At 46.6% G+C, this 25,278-nt stretch carries 26 protein-coding genes and 1 other annotated feature; all 26 genes read right to left on the reverse strand.

The annotated features are described in order from the left end of the window. Positions 1 to 55: 55 nt before the first annotated feature. Positions 56 to 868: a dimethyl sulfoxide reductase anchor subunit family protein gene (locus tag DESDE_RS17950; protein WP_014795444.1), complete on the reverse strand. Its 813-nt coding sequence runs from the start codon at positions 866 to 868 to the stop codon at positions 56 to 58. An 11-nt stretch (positions 869 to 879) separates the two neighbouring features. Then, complete coding sequence (locus tag DESDE_RS17955; protein WP_014795445.1) at positions 880 to 1,443, reverse strand: 4Fe-4S dicluster domain-containing protein; 564 nt, start codon at positions 1,441 to 1,443, stop codon at positions 880 to 882. 13 nt (positions 1,444 to 1,456) lie between these two features. Next, positions 1,457 to 3,862, reverse strand: a complete 2,406-nt coding sequence (locus DESDE_RS17960) for a molybdopterin-dependent oxidoreductase (protein WP_014795446.1) — start codon at positions 3,860 to 3,862, stop codon at positions 1,457 to 1,459. A 194-nt stretch (positions 3,863 to 4,056) separates the two neighbouring features. Next, a complete protein-coding gene (gene leuS / locus DESDE_RS17965) occupies positions 4,057 to 6,558 on the reverse strand; it encodes a leucine--tRNA ligase (protein WP_014795447.1) in 2,502 nt (833 codons plus the stop codon). A gap of 74 nt (positions 6,559 to 6,632) precedes the next feature. After that, positions 6,633 to 6,831: a binding site (T-box leader), on the reverse strand. A gap of 180 nt (positions 6,832 to 7,011) precedes the next feature. Continuing rightward, positions 7,012 to 7,353 (reverse strand): ribosome silencing factor, encoded by a 342-nt coding sequence (rsfS, locus tag DESDE_RS17970; RefSeq protein ID WP_014795448.1) that lies wholly within the window; start codon positions 7,351 to 7,353, stop codon positions 7,012 to 7,014. Further along, a complete protein-coding gene (yqeK, locus tag DESDE_RS17975; RefSeq protein WP_014795449.1) occupies positions 7,340 to 7,918 on the reverse strand; it encodes a bis(5'-nucleosyl)-tetraphosphatase (symmetrical) YqeK in 579 nt (192 codons plus the stop codon). The genes rsfS and yqeK overlap by 14 nt, the downstream gene beginning before the upstream one ends. Positions 7,919 to 8,006: 88 nt before the next feature. After that, the gene (locus DESDE_RS17980) at positions 8,007 to 8,258 is read right to left on the reverse strand and encodes an RNA-binding regulator (protein ID WP_028305622.1); all 252 of its coding nucleotides are present in this window, start codon (positions 8,256 to 8,258) and stop codon (positions 8,007 to 8,009) included. Positions 8,259 to 8,346: 88 nt separating this feature from the next. After that, complete coding sequence (gene nadD / locus DESDE_RS17985) at positions 8,347 to 8,970, reverse strand: nicotinate-nucleotide adenylyltransferase (protein ID WP_019851258.1); 624 nt, start codon at positions 8,968 to 8,970, stop codon at positions 8,347 to 8,349. Positions 8,971 to 9,085: 115 nt separating this feature from the next. Beyond that, positions 9,086 to 9,379, reverse strand: coding sequence for a ribosome assembly RNA-binding protein YhbY (gene yhbY, locus DESDE_RS17990; protein WP_014795452.1), 294 nt, complete (start codon positions 9,377 to 9,379; stop codon positions 9,086 to 9,088). Positions 9,380 to 9,405: 26 nt separating this feature from the next. Beyond that, complete coding sequence (obgE, locus tag DESDE_RS17995; protein WP_014795453.1) at positions 9,406 to 10,680, reverse strand: GTPase ObgE; 1,275 nt, start codon at positions 10,678 to 10,680, stop codon at positions 9,406 to 9,408. A gap of 36 nt (positions 10,681 to 10,716) precedes the next feature. Then, on the reverse strand, positions 10,717 to 11,247 hold the full coding sequence (locus DESDE_RS18000) for a Spo0B domain-containing protein (RefSeq protein WP_014795454.1): 531 nt from the start codon (positions 11,245 to 11,247) through the stop codon (positions 10,717 to 10,719). A 293-nt stretch (positions 11,248 to 11,540) separates the two neighbouring features. Then, positions 11,541 to 11,837 (reverse strand): 50S ribosomal protein L27, encoded by a 297-nt coding sequence (gene rpmA / locus DESDE_RS18005; RefSeq protein ID WP_014795455.1) that lies wholly within the window; start codon positions 11,835 to 11,837, stop codon positions 11,541 to 11,543. Beyond that, the gene (locus DESDE_RS18010; RefSeq protein WP_028305624.1) at positions 11,831 to 12,190 is read right to left on the reverse strand and encodes a ribosomal-processing cysteine protease Prp; all 360 of its coding nucleotides are present in this window, start codon (positions 12,188 to 12,190) and stop codon (positions 11,831 to 11,833) included. Before DESDE_RS18010 ends, rpmA begins: the two co-directional genes overlap by 7 nt. Position 12,191: 1 nt before the next feature. Then, positions 12,192 to 12,503, reverse strand: a complete 312-nt coding sequence (gene rplU, locus DESDE_RS18015) for a 50S ribosomal protein L21 (RefSeq protein WP_014795457.1) — start codon at positions 12,501 to 12,503, stop codon at positions 12,192 to 12,194. Positions 12,504 to 12,732: 229 nt separating this feature from the next. Further along, positions 12,733 to 13,968, reverse strand: coding sequence for an Rne/Rng family ribonuclease (locus DESDE_RS18020; protein WP_014795458.1), 1,236 nt, complete (start codon positions 13,966 to 13,968; stop codon positions 12,733 to 12,735). Between the two features lie 10 nt (positions 13,969 to 13,978). Then, on the reverse strand, positions 13,979 to 14,692 hold the full coding sequence (locus DESDE_RS18025; protein ID WP_014795459.1) for a TIGR03936 family radical SAM-associated protein: 714 nt from the start codon (positions 14,690 to 14,692) through the stop codon (positions 13,979 to 13,981). Next, the gene (locus DESDE_RS18030) at positions 14,689 to 16,545 is read right to left on the reverse strand and encodes a TIGR03960 family B12-binding radical SAM protein (RefSeq protein WP_014795460.1); all 1,857 of its coding nucleotides are present in this window, start codon (positions 16,543 to 16,545) and stop codon (positions 14,689 to 14,691) included. Before DESDE_RS18030 ends, DESDE_RS18025 begins: the two co-directional genes overlap by 4 nt. A 189-nt stretch (positions 16,546 to 16,734) precedes the next feature. Further along, entirely contained in the window at positions 16,735 to 17,610 is an 876-nt protein-coding gene (locus tag DESDE_RS18035) for a M50 family metallopeptidase (protein ID WP_014795461.1), read from the reverse strand. Positions 17,611 to 17,673: 63 nt separating this feature from the next. Next, on the reverse strand, positions 17,674 to 18,420 hold the full coding sequence (locus DESDE_RS18040) for a murein hydrolase activator EnvC family protein (RefSeq protein ID WP_014795462.1): 747 nt from the start codon (positions 18,418 to 18,420) through the stop codon (positions 17,674 to 17,676). A 74-nt stretch (positions 18,421 to 18,494) separates the two neighbouring features. Continuing rightward, a complete protein-coding gene (locus DESDE_RS22150) occupies positions 18,495 to 18,656 on the reverse strand; it encodes a hypothetical protein (protein ID WP_019851264.1) in 162 nt (53 codons plus the stop codon). Positions 18,657 to 19,183: 527 nt separating this feature from the next. After that, a complete protein-coding gene (rodA, locus tag DESDE_RS18045) occupies positions 19,184 to 20,347 on the reverse strand; it encodes a rod shape-determining protein RodA (protein WP_014795463.1) in 1,164 nt (387 codons plus the stop codon). A 171-nt stretch (positions 20,348 to 20,518) separates the two neighbouring features. Further along, complete coding sequence (minE, locus tag DESDE_RS18050) at positions 20,519 to 20,794, reverse strand: cell division topological specificity factor MinE (RefSeq protein WP_014795464.1); 276 nt, start codon at positions 20,792 to 20,794, stop codon at positions 20,519 to 20,521. Positions 20,795 to 20,824: 30 nt separating this feature from the next. Continuing rightward, the gene (gene minD / locus DESDE_RS18055; RefSeq protein ID WP_014795465.1) at positions 20,825 to 21,619 is read right to left on the reverse strand and encodes a septum site-determining protein MinD; all 795 of its coding nucleotides are present in this window, start codon (positions 21,617 to 21,619) and stop codon (positions 20,825 to 20,827) included. A 69-nt stretch (positions 21,620 to 21,688) separates the two neighbouring features. Then, entirely contained in the window at positions 21,689 to 22,375 is a 687-nt protein-coding gene (gene minC, locus DESDE_RS18060; protein WP_014795466.1) for a septum site-determining protein MinC, read from the reverse strand. A gap of 218 nt (positions 22,376 to 22,593) precedes the next feature. Continuing rightward, positions 22,594 to 24,687 (reverse strand): penicillin-binding protein 2, encoded by a 2,094-nt coding sequence (mrdA, locus tag DESDE_RS18065; protein ID WP_014795467.1) that lies wholly within the window; start codon positions 24,685 to 24,687, stop codon positions 22,594 to 22,596. Between the two features lie 80 nt (positions 24,688 to 24,767). Continuing rightward, positions 24,768 to 25,277, reverse strand: a complete 510-nt coding sequence (gene mreD, locus DESDE_RS18070) for a rod shape-determining protein MreD (protein WP_014795468.1) — start codon at positions 25,275 to 25,277, stop codon at positions 24,768 to 24,770. Position 25,278 lies beyond the last annotated feature (1 nt).

Raw genomic sequence — 25,278 nt, forward strand, 5'->3', positions numbered from 1 at the left:
CAGAGGACCAAAAAGGTCCCTGCTTCCACATTCTAATTAAAAGTAGACTATCTCTTCACAGATGTATTCCTTGCATAAAAAAGATGACGCGGGAGATCGCCTCCCCAACCAGCACGCAAGCTAAAAAGGACCAAGCTACACTTTTTCCTTTGAGCTTACCGCTCCATGTCAGGTAAGCAATGACTGCAGGGGCAATGAGGCCAATTCCCCAGCGCAGAAGATCCATACCCAAAGTTGTGGGCAAAGTGACATCCATCACTCCAAACTTCAGATGGACGAAAAAGGCCACTGATACAATCATCTGCAGAAATACAGCGGTGAGAGCCGTGAAAGCTAAGTTCTTTTCCGTGCCTTCTTCGCCGTGAAGCATACTGAACAAAAACACAACGGCTGCTCCCAGTAAGATTGCGCTGCCAAAATAATAGATGATGGTCACACCACTACTCCAGGCAGGGAACCCAACGGCCTTGACATAGACCATAGAACAAACCAGCAGAAGGCCGCAAGACACCAAACTTCCTACAGGATAAAGCCCTTTAGGTATGATTTTTCCCTTGAAGGCCATGAGGGCAGCAATGAGTAGCGTTACCCCTAGAGCCATGGACCAAAGCCCCTCTTGAGCAATCATCGAGCCTGGATTATGGAACGCATTCATAAAGCGGAAGGGTTTCCCCAGATGGGTAGCAGAGGCTAACAGAGCAACCCCCAGACAGATCAAAAGCACAACCATCAGCAGTAGGGATGATTTTTCCACAGCCGCCAGGGCGCTATTATTGCGAAGCCGCCCAAGACCGTAGATAAGGAAGGTTCCTGTGCACAAGCCGATCAATAAGGTGAAAATCACCAAAGAAAAATTCAGTTCTGCCATGTTTACACCTCCTATATATAATAGATGGAAGGAACTGTCCCCAGATTGGGTAACAAGGGTTGAGCATGCTTCGATGCAATAAGCCGGGAGATTTCGCTATGGGGATCACTGATTACCCCAAAAATACGTGCTTCTGCCGGACAGGCTTCCACACAATAAGGTTTCTCCCCTTTCTCCAGCCGTTCAGAACAGAAAGTGCATTTGCTCATCACTTTCTTCTCCGGATCCAACTGCGGGGCATTATATCCGCATACCCAACTGCAATATCCGCAACCGATACACACATCCCGATTAACAGAAACAATACCATCCTGGTCTTTATGCATGGCCCCGGTGGGACAGTTTTTGACACAGGCAGGCTCTGAACAGTGATTGCATATACGTGGTCGGAAAGCTAATACGGGGTTGGGATATTTCCCCGTCGGTTGATACATATTCTTACTCCCAATCGTCTCAACACTGTTCCAATAGACTTCGCCGGGAATCTGATGATTGATTTTACAACTTACGACGCAGGTTTGGCACCCAATGCACCGGGTTGTGTTTATAACCATTCCATATTGTTTTTCTGACATGTCTCACTCCTCCTTATACTTTCTCTACTTCAACTAACACGTCGTAAAAAGCTGAATTGGTCTGGCTGATAAATTCTTCCACAGGGTTAATAGTGAAATGAGTCAGATTCTGCATATTTCCCTCGATATATTGATCCGGTGTCCATCCATTAGGGATAGCTGTAATTCCTGGAGCAATCCCTTCCATTACAAAGGCCTTGATCATACAGTAGCCCCGGTCATTGAAGACCTTGACGATGTCTCCATGTTTAATTCCCCTGGCCTCAGCGTCCACAGTATTGATCTGAATTTCTGGTTCAGAGGCGACAATCTTCAGAGCGGGGTAGAGCATTTGCTGAGTATGAACATTTACCCGGTCGTGGTAGTTGATGCACACTAAGGGGTATTTTTTTCCCAATTCTCCCTGGGGATCTTCCAACATCCTGGTATAAGCGGGAACCTCCTGACCGTATTTCTTCAACCGTTCTGTATAAAACTCGAATTTGCCTGTAGGCGTTTTATATTTTTGATCTTCAAAGGCAAACACTGCATCATATATCCCATCCGGCCTTGCAAAAATACCCTCTTTCACCCAGGTATCCCAGTCAAAATCGGCAAAGGCAGGATGCTCAGAGGTCATAAAGGAACGGATCCATTCTTCATCGGTTTTGTTCCAGAGATGACCGAGACCAACCCGTTTGGCTACCTCAGAACAAATTTCACAATCGGATTTGCTTTCGCCCATAGTTTCGATGGCCGGTTGATCCACCATGACCCACGGGGAACGAACCAGGATATCCCAAACCTCCCAGTGAGTTTTACCGGGCAACACGAGATCCGCATATTTCGTAGTCCAGGTCCAGAAAGGATCCACATTGACGATGAAGGGAACCTTCGGGAGAATTTCTCCGATCACCCGATTGGCATCCGGTGATTGATTAATAAAGTTAGATACTCCAATCCAGAGGAATTTTACCTCCTCATTTTCAATCATATTATAAAGTTGGGAACTGTTCTTCTCGATAAAAGGAGCACCCCCGGTATTGGACCATTCTGCGAAATTAAAGTCGGGAACAGTTACCCCGGGAATAGGATTGATCGAAGCCGTGCCACCCATATGAGAAGCTCCTCCGCCTGAAATACCGATATAACCTGCTACGGCCGCTAAAGTGGCTACCGTGCGAAAAGGAGCAAATGAGTTATATACCCTCTGCATTCCTTGCCCCATACGGATTCCTGCCGGTTTCATGGTAGCGTATTCATAGGCCAATTGTTCGACCATTGCTTCTTCCAACCCGCAAATCTCAGCAGTAACAGGGATCGTATACTTGGCCGCTTCTTTTGCCAGATCCACAAAGGCAGGGTGACATTTCACACCCTCGGCTGTGACGTATTCTCCTGTCAAAGCTGGCTCAGCATCCGCTGTTCCCGCCGGAACAACACGTTTAGTCTTTTCATCCCATACCGCATAGCCATCGTTAACCCGCAGATATTGACCGTCATCCTCCCGTACCAGCAAGGGTCCGCAGCTATTGGCTTTCAACCAGGCCTTGTCATGTAAGTCTCGGGAAATCATATAATTCATCATCCCTAAAGCCAAAGCAGGGTCTGTCTGAGGACGAATGGGTATCCATTGATCGGCAACAGCCGCACTGCTGCATTGACGGGGGTCAATGACAATGACCTTTGCCCCATTTTCCCGGGCTTTGATAATATAACGCATTTCACTGGTATGAGTATCAGCTATATTTCGTCCCCACAAAATAATCAACTTAGAATTCATATAATCCCGGGTATCGTGCCCTCCGCGTGCTTGCCCGAAGACCAAGTTCATCCCCATACTGGCACCATGGTCCCCCATTAACCCTTCCGTGATATAAGTTGTTCCTCCGAAGGTAGCACCTAAGCGGGTTGTGGATTCCCAGGCCAGTTTCGCCAGATTTCCCGACATCGTAAAGAAGGATGCGGCATGGGCACCGTGCTTCTCTTTGGTCTCCAGCAGTTTAGATGCAATCAGTTCAAATGCCTCATCCCAGCTAATTTGTTTGAATTTTCCTTCTCCCCGCTCCCCAACCCTCTTCATGGGGTAGAGTACTCGTTGCGTAGGGTCCTGTAAACGCTGGGCATAGCTCATGGAACGAAGGCAGGCATTGGGATAATCATCCCGCCCCGGTAAAAGCCCGGGAGTTACAGCAACAATGCGGCCGTTTTTCACATGACCTTTCAGATGGCAACGAGAGGTACAGTTCACGGTACAGCAGCTATGGATATACTTAACCGACTCATCTGCCTCCGTGGCCTTTGCCCGCCGGGTGTCACCTCTCAGGGCGCCGGACATTCCCAAGGAGCTGGTTACCGTGACTGCCCCTACCCCTTTAATGAACGTACGCCGGGTAATTTTTACAGTCTTCAAGGCAAATCCTTTTCCATACTTTTTCATCGTTTTCCTCCTTCCAAATTGTAACCCAATTCACAATTACAGCTTAAGAGTAACACCCTTTCTTGTTCCTTTCTGCACAAAATTGGGCATAGGAAAGAAGACAAGCTATATTTTTAAAAAAAAGAAAAACAGGGCATTATTTCAGTAATCCACCTGAAATAATGCCCTGTTACGCTTCCAACAGGCCTCTGAGCCTACTTCACAACCACATTAACCAGCTTGCCCGGCACAGTTACGATCTTAACGATCTGCTTTCCTTGAGTCCATTCTCCAAGCCTGGGCAGCTGCCGAACCTGAGCTTCCAATTCCGCCGCGGAGATTTGGGCCGGTACCTGAATCCGGTCCTTAAGCTTGCCGTTGATCTGAAGGACTACGGTGACCTCTTCCTGGACGAGAGCCCCTTCATCCACTTTCGGCCACTCCCGACTGTGAATGCTCTCCTCATGGCCCAACTCGCTCCAGATTTCTTCCGTAATATGGGGGGCAAAAGGACCAAGCAAGATGAGAATGCTTTCCAATGCTTCCTGAGCCACAGCGAAATTCATATTGGGTTGCTCTTTGTAGAGGTAAAGAGCATTGACCAGTTCCATAATGGAGCTGACGGCCGTGTTGAAGTTGAAGCGCGCTCCGACATCAGAAGTAACTCTTTGAATGGTTTGGTGAGTTTGACGGCGCATGTCTTTGGCAGCCTTGTCCAGCTCTCCAAAATCATAGACGGAGCCGTTATCCCCTGCCCCTGAGTTCTTTTCTTTTAAGACTTCTTCGTATTGAGACGCTAAGCGCCAAACCCGATTGAGGAAGCGATAGCATCCTTCTACCCCTTGATCACTCCATTCCAGATCCCGCTCAGGCGGAGCTGCGAAAAGGATGAAGAGACGGGCCGTATCGGCACCATACTTAGAGATAATTTCCTCAGGACTTACCACATTGCCCTTGGATTTAGACATTTTTGCTCCGCCCAGACAAACCATGCCCTGGGTGAGGAGATTTTCAAAGGGCTCATCGACTTTAAGATAGCCAAAATCCCGCAATGCCTTAGTAAAGAAACGTGAGTACAGCAAGTGGAGAATAGCATGCTCCACTCCGCCTACATATTGATCCACATTCATCCAATGATCCGCAGCTTCCTTAGCGAAAGGCAGCTCATCATTTTGAGGATCAGTATAGCGGAGGAAGTACCAAGAGGAGCACATAAAGGTGTCCATGGTATCCGTCTCACGATGGGCCTTACCGCCACAGGTGGGACAAGTGGTTTGTTTAAAGCTCTCCGAGGTGGTCAGGGGATTTTCCCCAGCTTTAAAGACCACATCATCCGGGAGCAGGACAGGGAGTTGATCTTGAGGTACGGGAACAATTCCGCAATGGTCGCAATAGATCATGGGAATGGGCGCTCCCCAATAGCGCTGACGAGAAATAAGCCAGTCACGCAGGCGGAAATTCACTTTCCGCTCCCCAAAGCCATTCTGCTCAGCTTTGTCACACATCTTCCCCCAGGCATCCATATTCTTAAGACCATTATACTCCCCTGAATTAACCATAACTCCCTCTTCCACAAAAGCTGCTTGAAGAGGGGTATCCTTTTCCTCCACAGGAGTTCCCTCGGGAAGGATCACCGTCTTAATGGGAAACTTATATTTTTTAGCGAATTCGAAGTCCCTTTCATCATGGGCAGGTACACCCATGACTGCTCCGGTTCCATATTCAAAAAGTACATAATTAGCAATCCAGATGGGTACTTTCTCCCCGCTATAAGGGTTAATGCAGTAGGCTCCGGTAAACAGGCCTTCCTTTTCTGTTTCCGTGGAGGTCCGGGCGATTTCATTAAGCCCTTTCATCCGATTGATGAAGGCTTGAACGTCTTTTTCGTATTCCGTACCTGCAACCAGCCTTTGAACTAAAGGATGTTCCGGTGCCAAGACCACATAGCTTACACCGAAAATCGTATCCACCCGGGTGGTATAGACCCGAATTTTATCCGGGTGGTTCTCCACTGAAAATTCCACTTCGGTTCCTTCGGAACGGCCAATCCAGTTCTTTTGCATGGTTTTCACTTTCTCAGGCCAACCGGGGAGCTTTTCCAGATCGTCCAGGAGCACTTGAGCATAGTCCGTAATCTTAAAGAACCATTGTTCCAGATCTTTTTTGGTAACGGCGGTGTCACAACGTTCACAGGCTCCATCCACCACTTGCTCGTTGGCAAGAACGGTGGCACAAGAAGGACACCAGTTGACTCCAGCTTTTTTCTTATAGACTAAGCCATGTTTGTAAAACTCTAAAAAGACCCATTGAGTGAATTTATAGTAGTCGGGATGACAGGTGGTAACCTCCCGATCCCAATCATAGGAGATTCCCATTTCCTGAAGCTGCCCCTTCATATTGGCGATATTTTTCCAAGTCCACTCAGCTGGCGGGGTCTGATTCTTAATGGCCGCATTTTCTGCCGGTAAACCAAAAGAATCCCAGCCGATGGGATGCAGAACATTAAAACCGCTCATCCGTTTAAAGCGAGCGATGACATCCACGATAGAATAGTTCCTGACATGTCCCATATGAAGATTTCCTGAAGGGTAAGGAAACATAGCTAACGCATAGTATTTGGGTTTATCCGAATGATCTTCAGCTTTATAGTCTTTTCTGTCCACCCATTTTTTTTGCCATTTGGGTTCAATCTCTGAAAAAAGATACTTCTCTTGCATTGTCATTTTCCCCCTTAAAAATTCCGAACTTGCATGATAGAGATGAAAATAAAGATATAAAAAACTCCCATCCCTAAAGGGACGAGAGTAACTTCCCGCGGTACCACCCAATTTCAACTGCACTTTATCGATCGTAACGGTTCGCACCGGCACTCATTATTACCTGAGTACAGCTCCAGGGCGAGTGCTTACCAAAGTCTCACGGCAACTCTCACCGACCGTTGCCTCTCTAAAATGAGGTAGTTTGGGCTTGCTCCCCTTCATCGCTTTTAAAAACCTATTAAAATTAGAACTAAATATAGTATAACAGGTTATGTTCTTTCACAAACCTTCTGGAACTCAACTAAAGCCCTCAGACGGTGTAAAAAATCCACCTGAAGGAAGTTTCCTATATAATAATCCAAAATTCGGCATAATGTCAAGTTTTCGTCCCCGCGGTCCCTACCTGTGTTCCTAGTTAAAGGTGACAACTTTCGCATCTCCCCAGAGCCGCTCTAGATTGTAAAATTCCCGCTGGTCCGGAGTCATAACATGAATCACTAAATCTCCGCAATCCACAAGAACCCATTTAGCCTCTTGCAGCCCCTCTACCCTTAAAATAGTCACTCCCAATTCGGGAAGCTTCTCCGAGAGGTTATCTGTGATCGCTTTGATCTGAGTGGTGGAATTCCCGGTTACGATAAGGAAATAATCTGTGACCATGGATATCCCTTTGAGGTCAAGCAGGATGGCCTCCCGGCCTTTTTTTTCTTCAACAATGTTTACAGCGCCATGCAATTGCTTATCTGTCAGCAAATTTTTGCCTCCTTTTTAAATCTTCATAGGTAAGCTGTGTCTGAGGATGTATGCCCCGCTTACACTTTCTTAAATAATTTAAGGTATGTTCAACACACATCAGTGTTCCATTCTCAAGATTATCATACAAGGATTGACGTAGTTTGTCTACACCGGGGAAGGAACGCTGAGGTTCCGTTAAATCAGCGCTATAAATCAACATCTCCAGGCTTCCCATTTCCGGGGTTCCTAAAGTGTGATGAGCTATAGCCGCTAATACTTCCAAATCCTTGTAGCCATATTCATGCTCCAGCCAATAGGCTGCCAGGGGACCATGAAGAATATGAGGATTGCCTTCATCCTCAGGATAGTTAATCAAGTTCCATTCTTTCGCCATAGCAATCTGTTGGGCAAAATCCATTTCTTTTTTGAGATCATGCAAATAGGCAGCAATTTGAGCCCTCTGCCCATCCACCTGATGCCTTAGGGCCAGTTCTTGAGCCCACTGGGCAACACCCAAGGTATGGCTAAACCGTCTCTCCGACATAGAACTGTAAGCTAGATTGTAGGCTTCCTGAATATCCAAATTCCCAAAACCCGCTTTCAAGATAAATATACGGCGAGAAGACCCTTCTGACTTTTTGGGCAGGAGGGTCTTCCAGAACTATGATTTTTTACATCTGTTGCTTAGGACGTGCCTCATTGACCGTTAAAGGACGGCCGCCGAAATCTTTCCCATTAAGGTCTTCTGCCATGCGTGTTGCATCCTCATCTTCAACCTCAACAAAGCCAAAACCTCGTGAGCGCCCTGTCTCGCGATCCGTAATGATACGACTGCTTATCACTTGACCATACTGGCCAAAGAAAGAGCTGAGATCTTCAGATGTAGTGTTCCAGGGTAAATTTCCGACATAAAGGGTTGCCATATTTGCTGTCACCTCTTGCTTATTGGATTCGAATTTAGTATGAGCAAAAGCTTCAGAACTATACTTGCCTGATTTTGTAATCCAGCAATTAACCACCATACAAACCTACTTCTTCAATATAAAGACGAACGGATTCAGGAAGCAAATAACGAATGGATTTCCCCTCTTTTACCCGGGAACGGATATCGGTTGATGATATGGCTAAAGCAGGTACATCAAAAAGGTGCATACGGGACAGAAATTCCGGATAACCCCGTTTCAATTCTTCAAGAAAGTCATGGGGGTCAAATCCAGGCCGGGAAGCCCCGATGAAATGACAAAGAGATAAAACGGACTGTACTTCTCTCCAAGTAAAAATTTCACGAAATGCATCTGCTCCCGTAATAAAATAAAGCTCATGTTGCGGATAGAGTCCATGCATAGCCTCGAGGGTATCCACCGTATAGGAATAACCTTCACGCCGGATTTCTATATCAGAGACTTCGAAAAATTCATTGTCCATGATAGCACGTCTGACCATTTCATAGCGATCCCCGGAAGAGGTTACCTTACGACCGATTTTATGGGGAGGATTACCCGTGGGGATAAAAATCACTTTCCCCAGGGCAAATTCATGGCGAGCCATTTCAGCAGCCACCAGATGACCATAATGCAAAGGGTCAAAGGTCCCCCCCATAATTCCTATTCTTTTGGTTTGAACATTAACATTCATGTTCATCTGCTTCCTCGACTGCCTACTGCTTTTATCCCCATTATAGCACTTTATCCTCTGGGAGGATAAGTTAACTAAACTTCAGATGAAATTAAAACTCCACCTGGACTTTCCTTTACCGCGGTAACTCGATCAGGGGTTTCTTTTTCGACTCACGATAGAGCAAAAAATTTCTCCCGATAACTTGAACCAACTCCGCAGAGGTGCGTTCCGCCAATTCTTCAGCAGCCCTTTGTACATCTTCTACACTATTGGGGAGCACTCTCCCTTTAATTAATTCTCTAGCCTCCAGGGTCTCATCGGCTTGTGTAATGACAGCCTCAGTAACTCCTCCCTTACCAATCTGTAAGATGGGATCCATCTCATTGCCCATGGAGCGTAAAAAACCTTTTTGCTTTCCGGTTAACACTGCAAAACCTCCTAACTTATCTTGTCTTATTCTTCCCACTCGAACTCTATTCCGGCAATCTGAACCTTATCCCCAACTTTTATTCCTTCATCCAACAAAGCACGTTCAATTCCTATAGCCTTGAGAATATTTTGGAAGCGATAAAGTCCATCCTCTCTATCGAACATGGTCATCTGTACATGCTTTTCAATCTCCTTACCGGAAACAACAAAGAAATCCCCTTCGCGGGTCAGTTCGAAGCGATGAGGAGCCTCGGCATAGGTCACCTTATGTTGTTCCTCATCCCGCACAAAAATCTGGGGTGCAGGAACTTCAGGCAGAATCTGAGCGGCTGCATAAATTAATTCCTTTAGTCCTTCTCCTGTAGCTGCAGATACCGGGAAAATACGGTAGTCTTCCCCCAGCTTCTCTTCCAAGCGCTGCAGATTTTCCTCAGCACCGGGAATATCCATTTTATTAGCCACGATCAACATAGGGCGACTGGCCAACTCCTGGCTGTATCGGCGAAGCTCTTCTGTAATGATTCGAAAATCTTCCAGTGGATCCCGCTCCTCAGAACCTGCAATATCCAGGACATGAAAAATCAGACGAGTTCTTTCAGTATGCCTGAGAAACTCATGGCCCAATCCGGCTCCTGTGTGAGCTCCTTCAATCAGTCCGGGAATATCAGCCACAACGAAGCTTTCCCCATCCTCCAATTCAACTACTCCAAGGTTAGGTACCAAGGTAGTGAAGTGATAATCCGCAATCTTGGGCTTAGCCGCAGATATTCGGGAAATAATCGTGGACTTGCCTACATTCGGAAATCCTACAAGCCCTACATCAGCCAAAAGCTTCAGTTCCAGAAGTAGATTCCGTTCCTCTCCAGGTTCCCCATTTTCAGCTACGGTGGGAGCTTTATTGGTATTGCTCATAAAACGAGCATTACCTCGACCGCCTCTTCCCCCATTGGCAACGACAACTTTTTGCCCATGCTCAATCAAGTCGGCGAGGATTTCCCCCGTGTCTGCATCCTTAATAACGGTACCCACAGGGATGCGAACACTCATATCCTCCCCGCTTTTCCCGTGCATATTTTTCCCCTGTCCATGCTCCCCCCGATCGGCCTTATAATGGCGTTTATAGCGGAAATCCACCAAAGTCCTGAGTCCCTCGTCAGCAACAAATATAACCTTGCCGCCCCGACCCCCATCGCCGCCACTAGGACCTCCTTCAGGAACGTATTTTTCGCGGCGAAACGCCACAGCTCCGGCTCCGCCGTCTCCACCTTTAACATAGATTTTTGCCTGATCGTAAAACATGCTATATCCCCTTCTGATCCCTAAGCTTATGTAATACTATTGTGCCACAAATTCCAGTTGAGAGTTTTCATGGCAGCAGCTCTGTTCCCATACTACTTTATCATCATCCAGCAAAGAAATCCTGCAAAATATTTCCCCGGTCCCTAATTTGATCTCAACGACAGGCTCTTCTGACCCTTTATAACGCTGAAAAATTGCAGCTAAGCATTCCTTAGTGTACCCGTATAAGACTTCTTCATATTCCTCTTGCCAAAAGCCTTGCCAAAAGTCATTCTTTTTCAAAGCACTATCGAGCTGAACTTCAACCCAAAGGCCTTCCTTGCGCAGTTCTATAACAAAGCCCAGCAAGATAGCGCCGACAATCTCTTGAGGGATCTGCCCGATGTTTTGCTCAGCTTCCAGCCCGTAGACTCCCTCCTGCATATAGAGCAAAGCCCGGTCCGCCTTGCCTAACTGCAGATATCCCATAATGACCTGCCAATGGTTGAGAAAGTCGTGGCGCTGCAGCCGGTAGTGGTCCAATTGTTCAGCCAGAAGGGTTCGTTCTAAGGAGGATTTACCAGGCACTATCTTCAATCCTTTCTAAGTTTATTATGTATGTCGAGCTTGTATCTCCAGGGCTTGCTTTCAGCGTTCACTCTATAAGCTGCGCTGGAGGAATCTAATCGCTTAAATCCGTTCTCTGCTATAAAGCAAAATCCTCAGGTTAGTTCTCTTGGCCTCGCCCTTAGTTTGCTCTGCGAACGTAATTTCCGAGCGTCTGTAACGTAACTCTACTTGCCAGCTCCACTTTCAAAACAGCTTCTATGTAACAAAAAACCCCCGGGATTTTCCCAGGGGTGCGATTGTGATTTCCGAAGTTAAGCTTGAGCAGCCTGGCGCTCAGGATAAATGCTAACTTGTTTGCGGCTACGATCTTTACGCTCGAATTTTACATAACCATCGATCGTTGCAAAGAGGGTGTCATCCTTACCCAAACCACAGTTCTTTCCAGGGTGAAATTTCGTTCCCCGTTGACGAACGATAATGTTCCCTGCGGTAACGAATTGACCGTCTCCACGCTTCACGCCCAGACGTTGAGCAGCACTATCACGACCATTTCGAGAACTACCTACCCCTTTTTTATGGGCAAATAATTGCAGATTCATTTTTAACATGGAGTCCACCTCCTCCGATTAATTTTTACATATTGCTCACCATAGCTTTGTCGAATTCCTTCAACACCTAAAACCATGGTACCTAAAATCCATTGGGCATGTTCCAGTGTCCCAGGCTCTAATTCAGGGAGAGTACAGCTTAAAAACCCTTGCGGGTCGTCCACTTCAATCTCCGGTTTACAAGGAAGATAAAACTCCAAGCCGTTGACCGCTGAGATACCAAGCGCAGATACGGCGGCACAGACAATATCCAATCCGTACTCGGCATATCCTGCGTGCCCACACAATTCAAACTTGTGAATCTGTTGATTGTCGTCCAACCATAGATTCAAAGTAATACCCTGATGTTTCATCTTAAGCTTGGATAGCTTCAACCACTACCTTAGTGTAGGGTTGGCGATGTCCTTGTTTGCGACGATAGTTCTTTTTAGCTTTATACTTGAAAACAACTATCTTCTCGCCTTTACCATGCTCAACAACTTTGAGAAGAGCTTTGGCACCATCTACAACCGGAGTACCCACTTTGACAGCACCGTCTTTCTCTACTAAGAGAACTTTATCGATGGTCACGGTATCTCCCACATTTGCGTTAAGCTTTTCCACGAAGAGGAATTTGCCTTCTTCAACACGGAATTGCTTACCCCCTGTTTCAATCACTGCGTACATTATTTACACCTCCCATGCCTAGACTCGCCTTGTCAGGCCGGTCTGCTTCAATTTCTCTATAAAAAAGAAATCTTGACACAAAAACCTGTTAAAATGCCTGTTTCGTGCGGTTGCGGTGAGAAGTCACCACATTTAGATATTTTAGCACCAAATGGTCTTTGCTGTCAATCGCTTCTAAGTTTTCCTATGCTTATTTTTGGGCAATTAACTTTTTAATCCGAGGCACCATCTATATCCTCCCAGAACCATCACAATGAGAGCAGGGATGTCCATACCTTACCTCAAGGGTTTGTCCAACTTTCTTGCGTGTCATTTCCACCAATCCCAATTGAGTCAGACCCATAACCTGGCATTTTAATTTATCCCGTGCTACTGCCTTTTCGAGCACATTCAAAAGCTGTTCTTTATCTTCCTCAGAAGTCATATCGATAAAATCGATAACAATAATCCCACCCAAATTGCGCAAACGCAGTTGTCTGGCAATCTCAAGGGCTGCCTCCTGATTGATGTGCAAGATCGTATCTTGAAGTGATTTATCCCCGACATATTTGCCGGTATTCACATCGATAACCGTCAAGGCTTCCGTTTGCTGAATAACTAAATACCCGCCGCTTTTCAGCCATACCTTAGGGCGAAGAGCCTGGCGGATTTTATCATCAATGCCGTAATCAGAGAAGATATCCTCTTTATAAACCAATTGCACATGGTTCGCAGCTGGATGGCCCAATTCTAGTAAAGCGTTGTGCATCCCAACTGCAACGTCGGGTTGATTGACCGTAATGATTTTTACCTCTTGATCCACCCAATCGCGAATCGCCCGGGAAACCAAATCCACATCCTGATGAACCAAACCTGGTATAGCGACGTGGGGAATTTTCTTCTCTAGGCGCTCCCATAAGGCCACAAGCTCGCTGAAATCATCGGCCAGCTCCTTACCTTCGATTCCTTTGGCCAAAGTCCGAACGATGATTCCTTTCCCCTCCGGACAAGCTTCACGGGCAATCTCCCGTAGACGTTCTCTCTCTTCTTCTTCCGTAATCTTCCGCGAGACACCCACGTATTCAGTGTTAGGCATCAGGACGGCATAGCGGCCGGGGATGGTGAGATTTGTCGTGATTCTTGCCCCTTTGGAGCCTACCGGTTCTTTAGTAATTTGAACCAACATCTCTTGGCGGGGCTTAAGCACCTGTTCCACCCGCAACTCATGAGGTAGGGGAAGTTTCTCATCCTCCTCATACTGAAACGGGACAGCATCTCCCACATAGAGAAAGGCATTCTTCTCCAAACCTATATCGACAAATGCCGCCTGCATGCCTGGCAATACATTAATGACCCGTCCCCGGTAGATATTTCCGACCAATCGGGAAACCGAACCTTCCTCTTCATGAACCTCAACCAGTTCTCTATCCTCTAGCACCGCCGCCCGCATCCTTTGGGCCTGGCCCTGCAGAACAATCTCTTTCACAGGTGGTTCCTCACTTCCCGAAAGCCTCGTCCAAAGGGGAGAACTTTTGTCCTTCATAGCTTACATAAATTCCAGTCCGCTTAATGCGCAGATGCTCCAAATCCAGGGGAAGGTTTTCCAAATCACAAAGACTGCCCAGAACCTCCTCCGGTCGGACACTGCCTTGGTTCCCCACTTCAACTTCTATATCAAAGATAGCTTCATCTCCTTGGATCTTGCCTGTCAACACCTTAACCCAAGGTCTTATATCCTTTTCGACTCTGCCCTTCTTGCTATACCGTATATAAGGTACTTGCTGTCTTGCCAACCAAGCCCCAATGCTCTCTTGCAGCCGTTCTTCGCTCACCGGCAGTCCCAAGGAGACAATGACCTGATAACTGGCCGAATTTAATACCGCCATTAAAGCTTTGGCTGCCTGGGTCACATATCTGCCTTCAATGAGACGGATACCCGAGGGGAGCTGTTCCTGCAAGCGACCCAAGAGTTCTTTTAAATCAATTTCCTGCGCTAATTCAATATCCACATACTCTTGTTCACCTTCAACACCCACTGCAAGAGCGGACCCGAAGGCGATCTTCGGGTGAGGATTAAACCCCTCCGAATAAGCCAAGCGGACACCTGCTCTGCGCAAAGCCCGCTCAAAAACTCTGGCCAAGTCCAAATGTGCAATATATTTTGCTTCTTCAATTTTAGTATAGGCGATTCTTACCCTCAAGGTCCTCACCCTTTCAAATCAATCTGTAACCCTCGTTCAGGACAGATACCGCACCCTGTGCAATCCACATACCGGCAATCCAGTGTCCTTGACTCTTTCAGCGCTTTATGATGTTCATTCATGAGGAAACGTTTGTTCACACCGCTCTCAATATGATCCCAAGGAAGCACATCATCATAATCCATAGCCCGATGAGCATAAAAATGAGGATTTAGCCCTAAATCTTCAATGCATTCCAGCCAAGTTTCATATTTGAAATGCTCATTCCAACCATCGAACTTACAGCCTTTCCGGACGGCCAATTCCAGCACATCGGCAAGACGTCGGTCTCCTTTGGCAAAAACTGCTTCCAAATAGCTTGTTTCTACATCATGGTAATTATACTTAATGCGGTGATCTCGCAACTTTTGACGCAAATATTTTTGCTTTTGTTCCAATGAAGCCGTTCCTTCTTGAGGTTCCCATTGAAAAGGAGTATGGCTTTTGGGGACAAAAGAACTTGTGGACACCGTGACATTCACATTCCGCCGGCCTAAACGTGTTCCCAGCTCTACTACCTTTTTGGCCATGGCCACAATCCCGTCCAGATCCTCTTGAGTCTCCGAAGGCAAACCAATCATAAAGTAGAGCTTGATACTGGACCATCCCGCTTTGAAGGCGGATTCCGCCGCATCAAAGAGATTCTCTTCCGTGACCCCTTTATTGATCACATCTCTCAAGCGTTGGGTTCCCGCTTCCGGAGCAAAGGTAAGTCCGGATTTTCTCACCTTTTGAACTTCTTCTGCCAGTTTCACATCGAAGGAATCCAAACGAAGAGAAGGTAGGGATACACTAACTTTATCCTCGCTATATTTATCTAGAATTCCCCGAATAACCGGTTGAATACAGCTATAGTCCCCGGTGGAAAGGGAGGTTAAAGAGATTTCCTCATAGCCTGTGGACTTAACCAGCTCTTCCGCATGCCTCAGTAGAGTTTCCGGCGAACGCTCACGCACCGGGCGGTAGAGCATTCCCGCTTGACAAAAACGGCAGCCTCTTGAACATCCACGCATGACCTCAAGCATCATGCGATCATGCACGATTTCCATATAAGGGACGATGGGGCTGGTGGGGAAATAGCTTTGATCCAAATCCCGAACGATAGCCTTCTGTACAATCTTTGGTACACGGATATCCGCTTCTATGGACCGGATTCGTCCGTCCTCTTTGTAATGAATCTCATAAAATTCCGGAACATAAGCCCCTTCCACTTGAGCTACTTTTAAGAGAAACTCTTCCCGGGAGACTGGATTTTCCTTCTGCTTTTGAATTAGATGAAGGAGTTGGGGCAGAGTCTCCTCCGCCTCACCGATCATGAAGAAATCGATAAATGGTGCGATAGGCTCCGGATTATAGGCACAAGGACCACCGGCAATAATCCATGGATGCTCCGGTCCCCGGTCCTTTGCCCGCATGGGGATCCCGGCCAAATCCAGCATATTGAGGATATTAGAAAAGCTCATCTCATATTGTAAGGTAAATCCTACTACATCAAATTCCTGCAAGGGACGATAGGATTCCAAAGCGTAGAGGGGAATATTACCCTCCCTCATCTTCTCTTCCATATCTACCCAAGGCGCAAAGACTCGTTCACAAAGAAAATCCTCATCGGAGTTTACCAAATGATAGAGAATCCTCAGACCAAGATGGGACATTCCCACTTCATAGACGTCTGGGAAAGCAAAAGCCATCCGAACCTTGGCTTGATCCCAATCTTTATGAATCGCATTCCACTCCGTTCCAAGATATCTGCTCGGCTTTAATACCTTCGTCAGGAAGCGTTCTACCTGCTTACGAATATCCGCCGCATTATAATCGGTCATGATAAAAGCTAGTCCTCCTTGTTTTGCGAGTTAGTTGGTAATTATTTATTATATCACAAGGTTGGAGGATTTGCACAAACCAGGACATCTTAGAGTTATACTATCTACCAATATAGGAAAGTTCAGATGGAGTTTTGACTCAACCTGAAGTTTAATTGACTTATCCTTACCGTGGATAAAAATTACTTTCTACAGCTTCCCCACAGGACAATGTATGCCTTTCTTTAGCATTCCTTCCACCACTTGAGTTTCCGTTAAAGTCCGCTCAATTCCAAAAGCTTCACCTCCGGGCAGATGGATCAAGGCATAACGGTCAGGGGTTAATTCTTCAACAATACGAATGAGGGGGGTTTCTACTGTCACGGTGACAGCTTTGCCTTTCATCATTCCTTTATGGAGAAGCTCCTCTTTTTTATGGGTAATTTGACGCAGGAAGGTAATTCGGGCCGAGGAGATTTCCTTCTGTCCGGATACCCAAAAGAAGCCCGCCAAAAGGAAGCAAGTGGCAATTCCCTCATAAGCCCCCTTCCCAAGCATGGTCAAACCTGAAATGGCAAGAATCATTCCAAAGAATTGACCTGCCCGTGCCAAGAACTTCGTGGTTTGAACAAATCCAAAGGCATCGCTGAATAGGGCGCGAATCACTCTTCCCCCATCCAGAGGGAGAATCGGCGTAAGATTAAAGACAGCCAGCCAAAAATTAAACTGGACAAAATTTTCTGCTACAGGCCCTGTCCAGATTCCTTCCCAGCGCAAGGCCTGCGCCCCAAAAAGGAGAAGGAGGTTAAAGACGGGTCCGGCTAAAGCGATCATGCTTTCTTCGAATTTCCTTCCCTCAAAGAGGTCCTCGCAATGGGCTGCTCCACCAAAGGGATAGAGTTCCAACCCATTAACCTGAAAGCCATAGGCCTTGGCAGTCAGTAAATGAGCCAATTCATGCCCCATGACCAGAAGGAAGATAAGAAGAGCCTGAGTAAACAATCCCAGGACTCCGTAAGCAAGCAGGACCAACCAAAATGTCGGATGTACTTTTATGCTAAGCCCTTGAATACGAGCAATCTCCATTACTTTCTCTTCCTTCTCTTTTCCATTTCCCTCACGGCATCTCTTTTTCAGCTTCCACGACTTCTAGTTAGCGGGAACTAAGTAGGGCAAGGGATCTACAGGTACTCCATCCTTACGAAGTTCTATATGCAACCATGTCTTCTTTAGGGGAGCTGACAGCCCCACTGTGCCCAACACCTGCCCTATATCCACCTTCTGCCCCTCATTCACTGCAATATCTCCGAAATTGCCAAGCACTCCAGTCCAACCATTGCCAAAATCGAGCTTAACCACCCTTCCCAGCTGCGGATCTTCCCCTACATGGGTGACCACTCCTTGATAAGGAGCTACCACGGGGATACCTAAAGCGCTGGCCACATCAATCCCATTGTGCAGACCGGCTTGCCCTTCCCCTCCTCCTCCAAAACCGGCCATGACTTTGCCTGACACGGGAGGGATGAATTTCCCCTGCATAGCTGCATCCACGGGAGTGCTCTTATTGCCCATGCTCATCCCTAAAACCTGTAAGGCCATCCCATTAAGGGATGCGTAATAATTGCTGCTTTGCACCGTTCCCTGGTAAGCGGAATAAACCACTTGAGATAATATATCTTCTCCCTTGGAAGCGAAGAAGATCATTAAGAAGAGCACCACAGAAAGAGTCGCTTTTTTCTGTAAGTCGGTCCATTGATACAAGGGACCCAAACGCTTCTTTTTGGTTGTATAGGATCGCTTCCGAGGCCACTCCCCGTAGTTAAATCCCTTTTCCCGGCCCACCTCCCGAGCCGCCTTTTCCCATTCCCAATCATCCCAGCGCTCATATGGATTCATGCTTTTCCCCCGCCTTATCCAAAATCATGCTCGTACACTTGCTTAAATCTATGCAGTAAAGGCCCGTCATAGAACTATTTTGAAAAAGACCTGAAAGCTGATTCTCCAGGATTTTGCTTTACACCGTTTACTCCATAAGCTGCGCGGACAAAACTAACGCTCAAGCCCTCTGCTCCGAAAGGTGCCCCGCCAAATCGCTCCTGCTCAATGGCGGGTTGGAAACGTCCTGTTTCCAACCTTTCTCCACTGCGTGCTTTTCGCGAAGTTTTGTTTCCGCTCGCTTAAATTCGCTCCCTTTTGTAAAGCAAAATCCTTGGGCTGCTTCTTGGGTTTGAGCGAGCGGGGCTTTGTGGAAATGCGGGGCAAGTTGCCCGACCAGAGCCGCTTGAGCGGCATGGTCGGCAACCCTGGGCCCTAACGAAAAGCTAACGCAAGACCCGCAAGACGTAGCTTTACGTACAAAAGCGGACGGGTTTAGCGGAGGGGCGGTCAGGTGAACGAGGCTTTCTTAACTTAGACGAGCCACAGTTCACATGCAGAAAACAGCGGGGTTTGGCTCGGCTGTTAAGAGAGCGAGTGAACCAGCCCCGGAGCTATGGAGTACGCGTTGTGCGTAAAGCTACGCGACCCGGGCCGACTAAAGTTAAGCGACCCAGACCAACTAAACGGCACAGCCCGGCAAAAGCCTCCATCCTCTGCTGGCGCAGCCCCCCAGAGCACCAAAAAAGGTACCGACCAGCCATAAGCCGTCAGTACCTTTTTTCTAAAACATAAGTCGCTGTCGCCTGATATTGATGCTGAGCAAAAAGCCTATGGCCATAAGATTGGTCCACATGGCACTACCTCCGTAGCTGATAAAAGGAAGAGGAATCCCTGTCACCGGCATAATTCCCGAGGTCATACCCACATTGACGAGAATATGAAAGGTAAACATGGACACTACCCCGGCTGAAATCAGCGTTCCATAAACATCCTTTGCCTTCATCCCAATATTAATTGCCCTAAGTAAAAAGATGAGGAAGCAAAACAACAGGGTAATGGTGCCGATGAAACCGAATTCTTCACCGACTACAGAGAAAATAAAGTCTGTGTGATGCTCAGGTAAGAAATCAAGTTGAGCCTGTGTCCCTTGTCGATAGCCCTTCCCCCAAAATCCTCCTGACCCGATAGCCCATATGGACTGAATAATTTGGTAGCCATCCCCGCTGATATCGGCCGCCGGATCGAGAAAGACCATAAGACGTTTCAACTGATAATCTTGAAGGGGTAAAGAGAATCCCTTGGCAAACTGCAGCCAGCCGGGCAGATTGTCGGAAAAATGAATCCATAGCGCAACCGCTGCAACAATTGCTCCACCTGCGATTAATCCCCCAAACTTCCACGGATTGGCTCCCGCTACAAACATCATTCCAATAAAAATCGCCACAAATACCAAGGTTGTTCCTAAATCGGGCTGCTTTAAGATAAGGAGCATCGGAACAAGCATATACAAAAAGGGCGGAATGAAATCCCGGAACCGATTGAGCTTTCCCTGACGCTTAGACAAAAAATCAGCAAACGTCACAATAATAAACAGTTTGGCAAATTCCGAGGGCTGAATATTTTGAGTAGACGTAATCGGAATCCAGCGTTGAGCCCCTTTCGCTTCCTCTCCGAAAGCAAAAACCGCTAATAGCAATACAATATTAAAGGCATAAATCCACCAGGAAAAACGCCTTAGCTTTTGATAATCAAATAAAGCAATGGCTGTACATAAAACAAGTCCAGTGGCAATCCACACTGATTGGATCTTCAGGAGGTAGAAAGGCCGCGATTCGTAGATATTATACGAAGCTGTACTTTGAATGAGGAGACTCGAACCTAAGAGCAAAAAAACAAACAGGATAAAAAGAAAGTCGATATTCTTCAACATTCGACGGTCAAGCATAAATAAAGTACCCCTTTTTCACCACAAAATTACAACTTACATTATAACACAAGGGGCAGCTATGCCAAAGTCTTGGCCACAAACTTTACGATAAGAGGGATCAGCACGCATTAAAAAGTGCCGTAAGACCACTGTCTTACGGCACTTTCTCTATTATCAGCCAGGAATCTCTTACCCCTTAACAGAATAATCCCGTTTCATTTTTATAACGGGAATATTGGCGATTAAGGCCACCTCACGGTCATCTTGGTTAAGGTTGACTTCTAAAGCGCCTTCGTCTATCTCCATATAATTTGAAATGACTTTGATCAAGTCTTCCTTCAACTGATTAAGCATGTGAGGTGAGATAGTAGCCCGGTCATGTACGAGGACAAGCCTTAAGCGTTCTTTTGCAACGTTTTTCGAAGCGGGTTCCTTTCCTAATATTCGACTAATAAACTCTAACATGGCCTATTCCTCCTCTTGAGTGCCAAGCACTTATTTCATACCGAAGAACTTTTTTACCTTATCCATGAATCCATCAGGTGCATCGAGATTCATCAATGGGACCTCTTCCCCTTGGATTCTTCGTGTAATCCGTCGGTACGCTTCTCCAGCACGTGAGGAATGATCCGTGACCGCTGGCTCGCCACGGTTTGTAGAAATGACGATGCTTTCATCATCAGGAATAACTCCCAGAAGCTCAATAGCTAAGATATCAATGATATCGGAAATATCCATCATATCGCCACGTTTCACCATATGGGGGCGGATCCGGTTAATAATTAAGCGCGGACTGCGTAAATCGGCTGCCTCCAGAAGGCCAATAATCCTATCCGCATCACGAACGGCACTAACCTCAGGTGTTGTAACTACTACGGCACGGTCAGCACCAACTATGGCATTACGGAATCCTTGCTCAATACCTGCAGGACAGTCAATAATGGCATAGTCAAATTCTCTCTTTAATTCGTCACAAAGCTCCTTCATCTGTTCAAGACTTACTGAAGTCTTATCCTTGGTCTGGGCAGCCGGAAGGAGATATAAATTCTCAAAACGCTTGTCTTTAATCAAGGCTTGCTTTAATCGACATGTCCCACTGGTTACATCCACAATATCATAAACAATGCGGTTCTCAAGGCCCATGACCACATCCAGATTACGCAGACCGATATCTGTATCCACTAAAACCACTTTAAGTCCTTGTGCGGCAAGCCCTGTTCCGATATTTGCAGAAGTGGTAGTTTTGCCGACTCCACCTTTTCCTGAGGTTACTACAATGACTTCACCCATATTTCAACCTACCTTTCCAATATTTCCTTCATATTTTCTTAAAATTAATGGAGTCTCATATCAATATGATTAACGAATAATTCCTTTTCCCCTGAGTCCATTGAGCTGAATCCCTTCGACGACAAGACGACCATCTTTAATCCGAGCACATTCTGGGCCCCTCCATTCCTGTTCGCCTTCTGGAGAACGAGTCACCAGGTCCGCAATTCTAAGCTGAGTTGGCACTAAATGATAAGCAGTCACCGTGGAATTTCGATTACCCTTAGCACCTGCATGGGCGACTCCCTTTAGGGAACCGATCACAACAATATTCCCACTTGCCACAATTTCAGCACCTGGATTAACATCACCTATAACGATTACATGACCCTCATACTGAATGCTAGCCCCTGAACGTAGCGTACGCTCCACAAATAAGCTTGGACCTTCTTCCATACCCTCTTCCAGAACCCGTTGAGGCTCTTCCTGAACGGCCGGCGCCCTTCGGACACTAGAATAAACTTCTGCGGCCGTAAGCCACCCTTTAAGAGTAAGACTATGCTCGGCCAAGCAAAAGGTTAACTCTTCCTGTTGTTCTGGAGAATACTCCTTCTCCCCTCCGTAGCATCGAACCGTTGCTCCTTGAAGGAATTGGTCGGAGTTCTCCAGCAGCTTTTTAAGTTCATCCATCAAAACCGAAAAATCCGCCTCGGGATCCAGATATAAAATGAGGCCTTCCCGAGTGCCTTTTAAGGCAATATGCTCTGTCCGTGTCAACAGTTAATCCCCCAATTGTTCCATGTTTTGAGGCCTCCGGCACCCTGCCTTGTTGAAAGCCTGTCCAAAGTTTAAGGGCATTGAAAAATCACGCCATTTATTGACGCTCATACTAATTCTACAGTGCTTCCCGTTTTCCCTCTCGCCTAAAGAAAAAAAACGAAGGCGAATTTCCTCGTTTTTTTCCATAGTTTCGTTATATTACTTCCAAATTCATCTCACTTGTTAGATTTCCATCCAAAATACTCCATAAAAGCAGCTTTAGCTACAGCTCCGGCAGTTTCCCCTCCATGACCTCCGTATTCAACAACCCCGGCGAAGGCTATTTGCGGATCATCATAAGGAGCAAAGGCCACAAAGACTCCATTAAAAAGCTCCCCGGCTACTGTGTTTTTAGAGCCAAGCTGGGCCGTACCCGTTTTACCCCCACCACTGAACTCCGGAACATCAGCAAAAAGCCAGTTTGCAGTTCCTTCTCCACTGGTGACTTTGCTCATTGCCTCTTTAACCGACTGCAATACTTCCGGGGAAACCGAGACTGTGTTTCTAACTATAGGTTCGTTCTGATACACTATTTCACCTGTCACAGGATCCAGGATCTTTTCCACAACATAGGGCTGCATCCGTTTTCCACCATTGACTATGGTCGCCACAAAATTAGCCAGTTGCAGGGGTGTATAAGCATTATCCCCTTGTCCGATAGCGGTGTTAAAGGTCTCGAAATATTGCCAATCTACAAACCAGCGGATATTATAGGCATAATCCGCTTCTACTTGATTGATCTTGCTCTTCTTCTGGCTTTCTAACTTCTTCCGTTCAGCCTCATCCTTAGCCTCCGCAAGCTTTACCTTATATTCCTCTTCGATTTTAGCAATGTCATTATCCCTTTTCTTTTCATATTGGGGCCCGAAGGTTGCCTTTTTCCATTCAGGTGAGGGAGCATTCCCTTTGGATTCACCAGGGATATCTACACCCAAATAGACACCGAGCCCAAATTCGTTGGCAATCTGCTTCAGCAACTCTCCATTTTTATTAAATACTCTTTGCCCAACCGCTTGGAAATAAGTATTGGAGGACTTTGCCATGGCTCGATTCAAATTCACTAATCCGAATCCCCCTGGAGACCACTCCTGAATACCATGCTGTGTCCCTAAAGTGGCTGCCACATTGGAGCTGTTAAACTGTTCATAGGGAGTAACCACGCCGGATTGCAAACCGGCCATTGCTGTAATCATTTTAAAGGTTGAACCCGGCGCATAGGTTCCGGCTAAAGCCCGGTCATAAGAGGCCGCATCTTTCGCTTGGAAATATTTTTCGGCAATTTCCTCAGAGATAATCCCGGTCAGATCATTAGGATCCATATTAGGATGGGAAGTCATCGCCAGGATCTTTCCCGTCTTAACTTCTATGACCACTGCGGCACCTTGATTAGAATCAGGATGCTCTGGATGCACATACTCTCTGAAGACATCATCTAAGGTCTTCTCTACCACAGCTTGCAGCCCGGCATCTATGGTCAGTTGAAGAGTCTTGCCGGGCTCAGAAGGGTGAATGACTTCTTTGGCAATAGGGCGGGCATTATTGTCCACGATGACCTGCTGGACCCCTTCTTTGCCGCGAAGCCAGTAATCATAACTTTTCTCCACGCCCATTTTTCCGACCTGGTCACCTTGAGTGTATTTAAATCCATCCTCTTGAGCTTGCGGATTTTTGTTAAATGAAGCAATTTCTTCCTCACTGCTTACTTCACGAACATAACCCAGGATATGACCGGCCAGGGTAGCTTTGCGATAATCGCGTACAGGCAGTGCTTCAATATTAACACCAGGAAGCTCATCCTTATGCTCAGCGATAATAGCCTTCAGTGGATCCGGCACATCGCTCAAAACCGTAACCGATCGATAACGCTCCCATTGCTGGTTTTGCATCATGACCAGAATATCTTCCGTAATATTCTCCACACCTTGCTCTTTGATAGGCCAATAGGGCTTGATATAGCCTGCCAGACGAGCAACCACTTCCTTCCAATTATCTATCGGAGCTGTTTGCAGGTCCATCCAATCAATGGTCAGGGCAAACTGAGGAACACTCGTAACCAGCAACTCCCCATTACGATCCACAATGTCTCCGCGATTGGAAGGAATGGATACAAGCTTCATGATATTGCCCTGGGCTTTCGTCTCGTAATAGGAAGCTTTTGCGATTTGTAAGCGCCAAAGATTAAAGCCGAGAATCAGAAACACGAGAAACACGACGGCGCTAAGGCACCAGAGACGGCGCGTATAGGGTTTGCGTTCTTTATCTTCTTCCATCTTTTTCGCCTCCTTAAGAAATCTCTTTAATTACTTGAATATTAGTTTCCAGAGCAGTCTCTAGGATTTTATACAAACCCTTACCGATCATACTTCGGCCTGTACTTCAGCCACCCCCGTGTAAATGACCGATGAATCCACGGATAGGTAAGAGGCACCAGAACAGCGTTATACACAGAAACGCCAATAACTAAACGGAACGCATCACCTAAAGACCATCGGGCTCCTGCCAGGATATTCAAAAAGGCAATAACCCCTTCTCCCACAAAGGTAACCAAAAAAACCAACAAAGCGATCAAAAAGTAATTTTCTCGATACCAGCGCTGGGAAAGCCAATCCGTTAATAAGGCCACCACAGTTAGGGTTAAAGCATACATACCAAAATGTCTGCCCAGATAAAAATCCGCGATCATTCCTGCTCCCCCCCCCCAAAGTGCTCCCGATAAAGTACGATGATGGAGGGCCATGTAAATGGTAAATAACAACACCAAGTCAGGCTTTATCCCGCCCCAGGACCAAAAATAAAAAACAGTTCCTGGAAGAATTAAGCTGAAAAGGAGCATAACGATAATGAGGATATTTCGCCGCATC

Source organism: Desulfitobacterium dehalogenans ATCC 51507 (assembly GCF_000243155.2).
Lineage (GTDB): Bacteria > Bacillota > Desulfitobacteriia > Desulfitobacteriales > Desulfitobacteriaceae > Desulfitobacterium > Desulfitobacterium dehalogenans.